Genomic DNA, 11806 nt, shown 5'->3' on the forward strand with positions numbered 1-11806 from the left:
CGAGGCTAACACCGGGTCCGCACAAAGGCCGCCGCAGGCGAGGCCCGACGCACATCCAGCCAACGGGCCACAGCTGGGCGGTGCCTGTGCTGGACCTTGTTCGCTTTTGTTGCGCGCATTCAAGCCAAGGAGGCCATTGCAGACAACTGCGCATCGTCATATGACCTTGACGCAAGGTGAGGGGAGGGCTTGAATTCGCTTACTTTTGAAGATCTTGTGACTCTGGGGGCGGGGTTCTGTGTGGTTCGTGCGGGGGAAATCAGGCATGCCCAGACGCCCCGGCCCGGAGCGGGGCAGGCGTGTGTCAGCTGCCACAGCCGTGTTGGCCGTGGTGTCGGGCGTACTTGTCCTGCCGGGCCAACTGGCCGCCTCCGCCGCCGAGGCGGACTCCACGCCGCTGACCGAAGCTCAGCAGGCGTTGGCCGAGGCCGAGAAGTCCGGGCAGCGTGTGGAGGTGACGGGTGAACGAACCGACCGCACCACGACCTTCGCCAACCCCGACGGTTTCACTCTGACGCTCGAGCAGTCGGTCGTCCCCGTGCGGGTGAGCAAACCGGGCGGCGGCTGGCAGAAGCCGGACGCGACACTGGAAAAACGTTCCGACGGCTCGGTGGGGCCGAAGGCGGCCGCAGTGTCGATCGCCTTCTCGGCAGGGGGCGAGAAGGAGCCCCTGGCGCGGATCGCGGGCGAGGGCACCTCTGGAACTGCAGTGGCCGGGCAAGCTTCCCGCGCCGCGGCTGGACGGGGCCAAGGCCGTCTACGACGACGTCCTGCCGGACGTCGACCTGCAGGTGACTGTGACCCCGGAGAGCTTCCAGCCGGTGTTCGTCGTCAAGACGCCGGAGGCGGCGGGGAGTGAGGAGCTGAAGAAGCTCACGTTCGGGCTCAAGGCCCAAGGCCTGGACGTCCGTATGGGCGCCGCCGGCAACCTGGCAGCCGTGGACGGCAGCGGTCGCACCGTGTTCAGGGCGCCGCCCGCGCGGATGTGGGACTCGGCCGGAGAAGGGTCCGGGCAGACCGGGGCAGCCGGGAAGACGACGACGCAACTGATGCGGGCGCAGCCGCTGGCCGAGGAGACCACGGAACTGTCCGACCCGTCCGATCCGTCCGAGCTCGCGCCGTCCGGTTCGGGTCTGGAGCCGGGCCAGGGCGACAAGATCGCCAAGATGGACGTGGCCGTCACCAAGGACTCGCTGTCGGTCGTCCCGGACGCCACCATGCTCTCCAAGACCAAGGCGTCGGCCTTCCCCCTCTTCATCGATCCGACCGTGACCTGGGGTGGATCTGAGCGAACGCTCCTGCGCAGTGACGGATACGAGTCCTACGGCTGGAGCAACGGCGACGACGGCCAGGGCAAGGGCGCCGGCAAGTGCGGTAGCTGGCAGGGCTACTACTGCGGTCCGGGGTACGTGCAGAAGTTGTACTACGAGTTCTCGCCGGCGAGCCTGAAGGGCAAGAAGGTCCTCGACGCCACCTTCCGGGTCACCGAGCCCTGGGCGTTCCAGTGCGACCCGCGCTGGGTGGACCTCGTCCGCACGAACAACATCTCGTCCGCGACCACCTGGTCGTCACGGCCGGCTGAGCTGGACCTGATGGTGGACGTCAACGTGTCCGCGGGCCGGGGCTCGCTGTGCTCCCCGGATGCCCCGGACGCTCCGATCGAGTTCAACGACAATCCGAGCGAGACGAACGAGAACCTGACGTCGACGGTGGCGAACTTCGCGGCCGGCAGGTTCGCCCGGCTGACCCTGGAGATCAAGGCTCACGACGAGTCGGATCCGTCGGCGTGGAAGCGCTTCAAGAACGACGCGGTGCTCGCGGTCAAGTACGTGGCGGTACCCGCCCTTCCTACGGAGGTCGGGCTGGTCACCGGAACCGGCTTCGTCTGCTCCACCAACGCGGCCGACCCGGCCGTCATATCCGATCCGACGCCGCTGGTGCAGGGCAGACCGCGCACCGCGTCCGGTGGCTCGGTGGGCGCAAGCCTGCGTATCCGGTGGCGGACGGAGAAGTCCTCGGGCACGTCGTGGACGGTCGCGCACACGGATGTCGACGGTCCGACCTCCGGTTACGTCGGGAACCTCGTCAAGCAGTCTCGCAGCCTGCCCGCTCTCCAAGAGGGCGTGCTGTACCGCCTGAAGGCGCTGACCCTTTCCTACTACCAGGACGGCAGCAGTCGCCAGAACACGGGCTACACCACGCCCTGTTATTTCAAGGTCGACCCCACCGCACCGAAGCCCCCGCAGGTGACTGTCGGCGCGCCGTACACGCAGTGCCTGCCCAACGACTGCACGGCGCACGGCGGGCCCGGAGTGCAGGCCAAGTTCTCCTTGAACCCGGCGACAGGTGACAACAACATCGTCGCCTACCAGTACCGGCTCTCCACGGTTGCCGGGTGGTCTTCGGATTCGGCCGGTCCGTCTTCCTCTGCCAGCGTGACACCGCCGGTGGAAGGCACGTATCGGCTGATCGTCCGGGCAAAGGACAAGGTCGGCCGTTACGGTGCCGAGTCCGTCGTGGACTTCCTGGTCGCAGACGGTCAAAAGCCCGTCGGACAATGGAACTTCACCGAGGGCGTCGACGTAGCGTCGGACTCGGCGACGTGGGACGGCGCGGATGACGCGACCCTGGCAGGCGGCGCCGTTCGCGACGACCACGGCCGTCGTGGGCTGATCACGCACGACACGTCCGGTGCGGCCTTGAAAACGCCGGTGAAGGACAAGGGCCTGACTCTCGACGGCAGCACGGGCTACGCGGCAACGGACTCGACGGTCCTTGACACCTCCGACTCCTACACCGTCTCTGCCTGGGTGCTCGTCGACGCCTCTGCCTCGCGAACCTTGACGGCACTGAGCCAGGTGCCCAACAGCGCAAGTCCGTTCTCCCAGAAATTCAGCCCGTTCGGGTTGTCGTACGCGGGTGGAGGGGCCGACACCTGGAGCCTGAGCGTGATGGGCACGGACGGCGTCCAACGCAATGCCAGTGCCTCGCAGGCGTCGCCGCGCGGTGTGTGGACCCATGTAGCCGGCGTCTACGACGCGGAGGCGAGGAAGGCCAGCCTCTACGTGAACGGGACACTGCAGAGCACTGTCGAGGCGGGAACGGCATGGAAGGGCTCGGGTCCGCTGCAGATCGGCAGAGCCGTCCGGGCCGATGCCTACACGGACTACTTCAAAGGCAGCATCGACGAGCCGACGACGTGGCAGCGGGCTTTGTCGCAGAAGGAGATCGCGACGACGGCAGGCGCATTGACGTCGAAGAACTACGCCGGAGTGGAACTGGTCGCCGACTGGTCGGCCGACAAGGGTGTCGACACCACGATCGCCGACACCACGTCCGGCTACGGCCGCTCGCTTACCCTCAGCGGTGGAGCCTCGCTGGACGGTGAGTCGATCGTGCTGAACGGAGTGGACGGCGCGGCAACCACGGCCGGTCCGGTCGTGGACGACAGCGGTTCGTTCACCGTCACGGCCCTGGCGGGGTTGAACGGTGCCAAGTTGCTCGACAAGCAGGTGGGTTACACAGGCCAGGTGGTTGGCCAGCGGACGTCCGACGGCTCGGCCTGGGGCTTCTGGTACGAGTTGACGGACAAGGTGACTGTCGTCGACCAGGAGGCCGGGGAGGAGAAGACCGTCCCGCAGGGATTCTGGCGCTTCGGCCGGCTCAACGCTGAGGGCAAGTTCAGCGCGGTGGCCTCCGAGGACGACGCGCTGTTGGACGGCATGGTCAGGATGACCGGAGTCGTCAACGCCCAGGACGGCACGATCGGCCTCTATCTGGGAGCCGTTCCGAACGGGGGCGAACAGACCTTCACCGCCGAGATCGGCACGGGGGACTTCGCCGTCGGCAAGGGGTTCAGCGGTAACGCGTGGAAGCACTACCTGCCCGGGCGGGTCGCTGAGGTCCGTCTGTGGGTGGGCGCGATGGCGGGACCCGACCAGGTCACAGAGACGGTCGGCGACTGACAGGCAGAGATGGTGGGGGCGGCCTCTGTCTCCACCACCACGACATGCAGCAGGCACAGGCACAGCAGGCCGCGGACGTGCTGGCTGGAACTTCTCTCAATGGGACCGGTAGGGCGGAAGAATGAACCTTGGCAGGGGCACCTCAAGAATTGCCCGGGATGTGAAGCGGCGCACCGGCCGGGTCCTGGTGCAGTCGCTGGCACTGGCGCTTGTCGTGCCCCTGGGCGTGGCGCAACTGGCACAAGCCGCGGAATCCCCCGGTCTCGGGCGCTCCGACGTGCCTGCGTCCCGGGTGAGCAAGGTCAAGGAGTTCGCGGGCTTCGGCGCGGCGAAGGCCCGACAGCAGGTCGCGCGGGACAAGAAGGCCAACAAGGCACAGGCCGACCAGGCCCGCACGCAACAGAAGGCGGTCTGGCCCGGAAGGGGCGAGGCGACACTCGGTCTCTCGCAGGGCAAGGCAGTCGGTGCCAAGCCGGCCGGCGTCCCGGTCACGATCGCGCCGCTCACCGCGGGGAAAGCCGCCGCGGGCGGCAAGACGCGCCTCACGATGCTGGACCAGAAGGCCGCCCGCGCGGCAGGCGTCACCGGCGTGCTGCTGACCGCGGACGCGGACAGCGCCGGAGACGCAAAGGTCAGCGTTGACTACAGCGGCTTCGCCTCCGTCATCGGCGGTGGCTGGTCTCAGCGACTGCGTCTCGTGCAACTCCCGGCCTGCGCGGTGACGACGCCCGAGAAGCCGGAGTGCCGTAAGCAGCGTCCGCTGGTCTCAGACAACGACCTCGAGCGTCAGTCGGTGTCAGCCAACGTGAGCCTCGCCGATGCCGGCAGTGGGCCTGCCACGCAGCTCATGAAGGCGTCGGGCAGTGCTGCTGCTCCCGCCGCCACCGTGCTGGCCGTGACGGCCGCCGCACCCGGTTCCGGAGCATCCCCGAAAGGCTCCGGAAACTACGCGGCGACTCCGTTGTCAGCGTCCTCGTCCTGGGAGTCCGGCGGCAGTTCGGGCTCCTTCACCTGGTCGTACGACTTCACGCTGCCGCCGGCGGCAGCAGGCCCGCAGCCGCCGCTGTCCCTCTCGTACGACTCGGGCAGCGTGGACGGCCGTACCGCCACCTCCAACAACCAGGGCACCTCGGTCGGTGAGGGCTTCGGCATCACCGAGTCCTACATCGAGCGCTCCTACGGATCCTGCGACGACGACGGTCACGACGACGTCTTCGACTCCTGCTGGAAGTACGACAACGCGCGCATCGTGCTGAACGGCAAGTCCTCGAGGCTGGTCAAGGATGACCACGATGGCCTGTGGCGGCTGGAGAACGACGACGCCTCGAAGGTGACGCGCTCCACCGGCGCTGACAACGGCGACGACAACGGTGAGTACTGGACCGTCGTCACGGGCGACGGCACCAAATACGTGTTCGGCCAGAACAAGCTCGAAGGTGCGGACGACGCTCAGCGCACCAACTCCGTCTCGACGGTGCCGGTCTTCGGCGACGACTCCGGTGAGCCCGGCTACTCCGGCGGCGACGCCTTCGCCGACCGCGCCCTCGACCAGGCCTGGCGGTGGAACCTCGACTACGTCGAGGACACCCGAGGCAACGCGGCCACCTACTGGTACGCGAAGGAAACCAACTACTACAAGAAGAACAAGTCCAAGACCGCCAACGCGGACTACACGCGCGGCGGTTACCTGAGCCGCATCGAATACGGACTGCGCAAGGGCGCTCTCTTCACCGACAAGCCCGACGCGAAGGTCACCTTCAGCTACGCCGAACGCTGCACCGCTGCGGACTGCTCCAGCCTGACCAAGGACACTTCCGAGAACTGGCCCGACGTCCCCTTCGACGCGATCTGCTCCAAGGACGACGACGATTGCGATGCGGCCGGCCCGTCCTTCTTCTCCCGCAAGCGACTGACCGGGATCGACACCTTCTCCTACAACGCCACCACGACCGCGTACGACGCCGTGGACTCCTGGGACCTGACGGAGGAGTACCTGGACGGCGGTGACATCGGTGACAGCTCCGACCAGGTGCTGACCTTGAAGTCCCTCAGGCGCACCGCGAAGGCGGGCGACCCGGCCATCACGCTCGCGCCGGTGACGTTCACGTACCACATGCGCCCCAATCGGGTCGACGCAACGGACAACATCCTGCCCCTGACCCGCCCGCGCATCAACACCGTCACTTCCGAGACCGGTGCGATCACCACGGTGACCCTCTCCGGCGAGGAGTGCGTGCGCAGCCAGGTGCTGAACGCGGCGCCCGACACCAACACGCGATCCTGCTATCCGCAGTTCTGGCACATCAACGGCGCCGAGAACGCCTCCATCGACTGGTTCCACAAGTACCGGGTGCTGGCCGTCACCGTCTCCGACCCGACCGCCGCCAACGAGACGGTCGAGCACGCGTACTCCTACAGCGGCGCCGCCTGGCACTACAACGACGATCCGATGACGAAGAAGGACGAGCGCACCTGGTCCGAATGGCGGGGATACGCCCAGGTCACGGCATGGACGGGTGCGACGGACGTAACGCGCTCCAAGACTGTCTCCCTCTACCTGCAGGGAATGCACGGCGACGAGAAGAGTGACGGCACCACCAAGTCCGTCTCCGTCGCACCGCTGCCGGCACCGGCCCTCGGAGCGGCCTCGGTCTCCGACAGGGCCGAGTACGCGGGGCAACTGCGTGAACAGGTCACCTACGACGGCTCCACGGCGATCGCGGCGACGGTCAACGACCCCTGGTCACAGGAGACGGCCCGGCAAACCACGCCCGGTGCCGGCGACTACGTCGCACGCTACGTCCGCACACAGAAGGTGCACAGCTACACCTACCTGACCACCTCCCAGACCTGGCGAGAGCGCCTCACCAGCACGTCATTCGACAGCTACGGCATGCCGGTGACGGTGGAGGACGCCGGGGACGTGGGCAAGGCATCGGACGAGACCTGCACGCGCAACTGGTACGCCCGCAACGCCGACCTCGGCATCACCAGTGCGGTGTCACGCACCCGTGCGGTCGCCCGTACCTGCGCGACGGCGGACAGTTCGTTGGTTCTGCCCGCGTCCATGGACCCGGCGAAGCCCAAGCGCGGCGATGTGATCGCCGACGTCGGCACCTTGTACGACACCGCCACCGTCACGGCCTGGTCGGCGTCCCAGAAGCCCACCCAAGGGCTGCCGACCTGGACGGGCCGCGCCACCGGGTACGCAGCCACCGCCGACGCCAACGGCGACCGTCTGCCGAGCGCATGGCAGAAGATCTCCGCCACGACATACGACACTCTGGGCCGGCCCCTGAGCGTCAGCGACGCGACCACGAACTCTCCCACTCTGCTCGCCTACATCCCCGTCGACGCAGGACCGCTTACCCGAACCACCACCACTGATCCCAAGACCTACAAAACGGTCAGTTTCCTCGACCCGCGCCGAGGCCAGCCACTGCGCGTCTACGACGTCAACATCAAGAAGACCGAGGTCAGCTACGACGCGCTCGGCCGCACGACCCAGGTCTGGCTGCCGAACCGGGCGAGCGGGAGCCAGGCGCCGAACCAGAAGTTCGCCTACCACCTGGACAACACCAAGGCGTCGTGGGTCTCGTCCTCGTCCCTGAAGAACGACGGCGAAACGTACAACACCACCTACGCGCTGTACGACGCACTCCTGCGTCCGCTCCAGTCACAGTCACCGACTCCCAACGGCGGTCGGCTGCTGACCGACACCCGCTACGACACGCGTGGTCTGGCGTACGAGACGCACGCCGACATCTTCGACAACACCAGCACGCCCAACGGCACGTACACGAGGGCCGAGAACGGTGAGGCCCCCACGCAGGCAGAGACGGTGTTCGACGGCGCGGGCCGTGCCACCAGCACCAGCCTGTACATCTTCGGGGTCAAGAAGTGGACCACCGCCACCAGCTACACCGGTGATTCCGTCGCGACCACGGCGCTCGAGGGCGGCTCGGCGCACCGCACGATCACCGACGTGCGCGGCCAGACGATCGAAACACGTGAGTACGCGAGCACAAGCCCGGGCGACGCCTCCTTCGGCAGCACTGTCGGAGCCTCGTACACCCGTACGAAGCTGACCTACGGCCTGGACGGACAGCAGGAGACGATCACCGGACCGGACGACGCCGCATGGTCATACGTCTACGACCTGTTCGGCCGCCAGGTGACCGCAGTCGACCCCGACAAGGGATCCACCACCACCGAGTACGACGTCCTCGACCGCCCGGTGAAGTCCACGGATTCACGAGGCAAGTCGGTGCTGACCGCCTATGACGAACTGGGCCGCCCCACCGGTACCTGGGAGAACTCCAAGACGGACGCCACCCAGCTCACCGCCTTCGCCTATGACACTCCCCTCAAGGGTGAGCCCACCTCGTCCACCAGGTACGTGGGCGGCAAGTCCGGAGCGGCGTACACGCAGACCGTCACCGCGTACGACAATCTGAACCGCGCCACCGCCACCCAGCTGCAACTGCCTGCGAGCGACCCGTTCGTGAAGGCCGGAGCGCCGTCCACCCTGGCGCTCGAGACGTACTACAACATCAACGGCACGTTGAAGATGACGAAGGAGCCGGCACTCGGAGGGCTGCCGTCCGAGTATGTCGATTACGACTACGACCCCCTGGGCCATGTGAAGTCGATCGGCGGCGTGACCGGCTATCTGCTGAACGTCGACTACTCGGCTCTCGCGCAGCCCATGCAACTGGAGTTGGGGACAGGCGGCACGGACTCCAAGAGCTTCTTCGTCGCCAACACCTTCGAGGAAGGCACCGGCCGCCTCCGTAACAGCCACGTCACGGACAAGACCCACGGCTACATGCTGCAGGACCTCAACTACTCCTACGACGAGACCGGCAACGTCACGGCGATCAGCGATCCGACTCTTCTGGGCGGCGCGAGTTCCGCCGACACGCAGTGCTTCGCGTACGACGGCCACCAGCGCCTGACCGAGGCCTGGACCCCCGCTTCGCAGAAGTGCTCCGACGCCCGAAGCGCGTCCAGCTTGTCGGGCCCGGCCCCGTACTGGACGTCCTACACCTACAACCAAGCGGGTCAGCGGGCCGGCGAGACGGTCCACAACAGCACCGGCGACACGAAGACGACCTACTGCTACGCCAACACCGCACAGCCGCACACCCTGACCGGCACCACGACCAAGCCCACGTGCACAGCCCAGGAGCGCACGTACGACAAGTCCGGTAACACCTTGTCGCGCCCCGGTAAGAGCGGAGCCCAGACCCTGGTCTGGTCGGCCGAGGGCCAACTGAGCAAGCTCACGGAGAAAGACGCGTCGACGGACTACGTGTACTCCCCCGACGGCACCCTGCTGATCCGCAACACGCAGAACGGCGAGCGAGTCCTGTACGCCGGCGCCACGGAACTCCACCTCCGCGCCAACGGCACCATGTGGGCGCAGCGTTACTACGCGGCGGGCGATGTCACGGCGGCCGTCCGCACCAACCAGTCGGGGACCAACAAGCTCAGCTACCTGACGGGCGACCGGCACAACACCTCGTCGCTCGCCCTCAACCCGGACGCCAACCAGACCTTCACCAAGCGCTACACGACGCCGTTCGGCAGCGACCGCGGCGCCCCGCTGTACGGCCCCTGGCCCGACGACAAGGGCTTCCTCGGTAAAACACGGGACGCCACGACCGGCCTGACACACATCGGCGCCCGCGAATACGACCCGTCCATCGGCCAGTTCCTCAGCGTCGACCCCGTCCTCTCACTCGACCAGCACCAATCCCTCAACGGCTACGCCTACGCCAACAACAACCCGGTCACCTATTCCGACCCGGACGGCAGGAAGATCTTTCCGGATGACAACGGCGGCGGCTACATCGACAGCGGCGGCAAGGGAGGAACCCACACCGCCAAGAATCGCGACAACGCTCGCAAGCGCAACGGGGGAGGCCCTACCGAACTGCCGGCTACGAGCGGTACGGCGTCGGGGGGCAGTAGTGGCAGCCAGCGCCCTGTTGTCAACGGAGTTGTCATTCCGACAAGGGACGAGCTCTTTTACAGAGGGTATGGGGTAGGTGGTCCCGATGCGGACGGCTACGCTCACATGTTGGCGCGCTGGGCGGACCACAAGTGCGGCATTCGCGACGGTATTGAGGCTTTCTGCGATACGGCCGCTCGTGCGGGCCTGATCAGGGACCCGCACAGTAGTGCCAACGATCCGTGGGGTATCAAGGCGAACATTCACTGTTTCACCGGTCGCGGCGACTGCGGCGAGGCGCTCGTCTCCGACGTCATCACTGTGGCCGGACTGGCCTTCGGCTCCATCAGTAGAGCCCTCATGGCGCGAGGCGCCTCGAGCGCGGTCGCAGTAGAGGCGGAGACGGCCGCCGCCAATCTCTTCAAAATTGCCTGTAGTTTCTCGCCTGACACGCCAGTCCTACTCAAAGACGGCAAGACCAAGGCGATCAGCAAGGTAAAGCCTGGGGACGACGTCGAGGCTGCCGAGCCGAGCACCGGCAAACATAAGGGCGCAAGGTCCGTCATTGCGCGCCTCGTCCACCACGACTACGACCTTGTTGACGTAACCATCCGCACGGCCGATGGCCGTACCTCGACGATCCACACCACCGCCAAGCACCCCTTCTGGAACGACACTCTTCACACCTGGACAGACGCGGCTCACCTGCAACCGGGCCACCTGCTCAACACCGTCACTGACAGCCACGTCCAGGTTGTTGCGGTCAACGACCAAGTCGGCTCCGCAGACATGTACAACCTGACCGTCGATGACCTGCACACGTACTATGTGCTTGCTGGCGCAACTCCGGTCCTCGTCCACAATGACGACGGCAGCAGCATGGTCGGTGCCAATGGCACACAGTTGACGAGTTCTACGGTGTGGCGAGGCCCCAGTGGGATGCGCATCGATGTGGAAAACCCCGACCCTGGCGGTCGGCCAGGCCAGATGCATCTGCAGGTTCAGGTCAATGGGATGAAGTCTTCCGATGCCCCCAAATATCAGTACAATTTTGATACCGGGGAATTCGATGGATTGCCGAAGAGCTTGCGGAAAGAGCTGGCGAAGACTGATTTCACGAAGGGAGTGAAGAAGGGTCTCGGTTTCCTTGGGCAGGCGTGCTAGTCGCCGCGCGGTTAGCGGCATCCATATCGAGACGGATGAGCCTTGGCGGCTTGACCGGATTGGGTCGACAGTGAAGTTCAATTCGATGTTCTCGCAACTGGTTCAGCCGGAGTTTTTGAATCGAACAACGCAAAGAGACGTGCCGGAACTGTTCCAGTCCGCTCTCGATGCTGGATGGGCTGTTGAGGTCAGTGGTGCCTGGGTTCTTCGATTCTTCTCCCAGGGGTATCGGGGTAACCGATCGTCGTTCACTGATTTGACGGGATATGAGGCCGCGATCAATGGCCGCGCAATCCCGGATTTCGACCTTTCGGATGATGATCCGATACGAGTTGAGGTGCTGATTAGGCGCGCCTACTCCTTCGCTCACTGTGCACTGTTTCTGTTGCGTGAAATGCCAAACTCTCCACCCGGGAGTGCATACATTTCGATTGGTCCAACCCTGTATGACGAGAACGTTGTAACGGGGAGTGTGACGTTCTGTGTGCGACGTGAACAGGAAGGCTCCTACCTGGCAGACATCTCGCAGGTTGCCCTGTCTGGCATTCTAGTGGTGGAAACGGAAGATTGCGTCAGCCCGTTGGGTTGATTCACCGGACGCACTCTCACGGTGCCAGTGATCGGCATACCTGTCAGTCGTGGCGCGAGGCCCGCGCGGACGCCGTCGTCGGCTGGGGGCGGTGGGTCGGGTGGCCCGAAGGGATTTCCCCCTCGGGCCAGA

The 11806-nt window shown here is 65.9% G+C and carries 2 protein-coding genes and 1 pseudogene; all 3 read left to right on the forward strand.

The window, feature by feature from the left end; all coding sequences use genetic code 11:
- Nucleotides 1–265: 265 nt before the first annotated feature.
- Nucleotides 266–3965 (forward strand): annotated as a pseudogene (locus ACN6LD_RS01610) (LamG-like jellyroll fold domain-containing protein).
- A gap of 121 nt (nucleotides 3966–4086) precedes the next feature.
- Nucleotides 4087–11085, forward strand: coding sequence for an RHS repeat-associated core domain-containing protein (locus tag ACN6LD_RS01615; protein ID WP_445042299.1), 6999 nt, complete (start codon nucleotides 4087–4089; stop codon nucleotides 11083–11085).
- Nucleotides 11086–11170: 85 nt separating this feature from the next.
- Nucleotides 11171–11674 (forward strand): hypothetical protein, encoded by a 504-nt coding sequence (locus tag ACN6LD_RS01620; RefSeq protein ID WP_319192108.1) that lies wholly within the window; start codon nucleotides 11171–11173, stop codon nucleotides 11672–11674.
- Nucleotides 11675–11806 lie beyond the last annotated feature (132 nt).

The organism is Streptomyces sp. SAS_272 (assembly GCF_052543235.1).

Bases quoted from the DNA above. Each gene is read 5' to 3' on its own strand.
- ACN6LD_RS01620 (WP_319192108.1), top strand. From the start codon at position 11,171: ATGTTCTCGCAACTGGTTCAGCCGGAGTTTTTGAATCGAACAACGCAA.
- ACN6LD_RS01615 (WP_445042299.1), top strand. From the start codon at position 4,087: ATGAACCTTGGCAGGGGCACCTCAAGAATTGCCCGGGATGTGAAGCGG.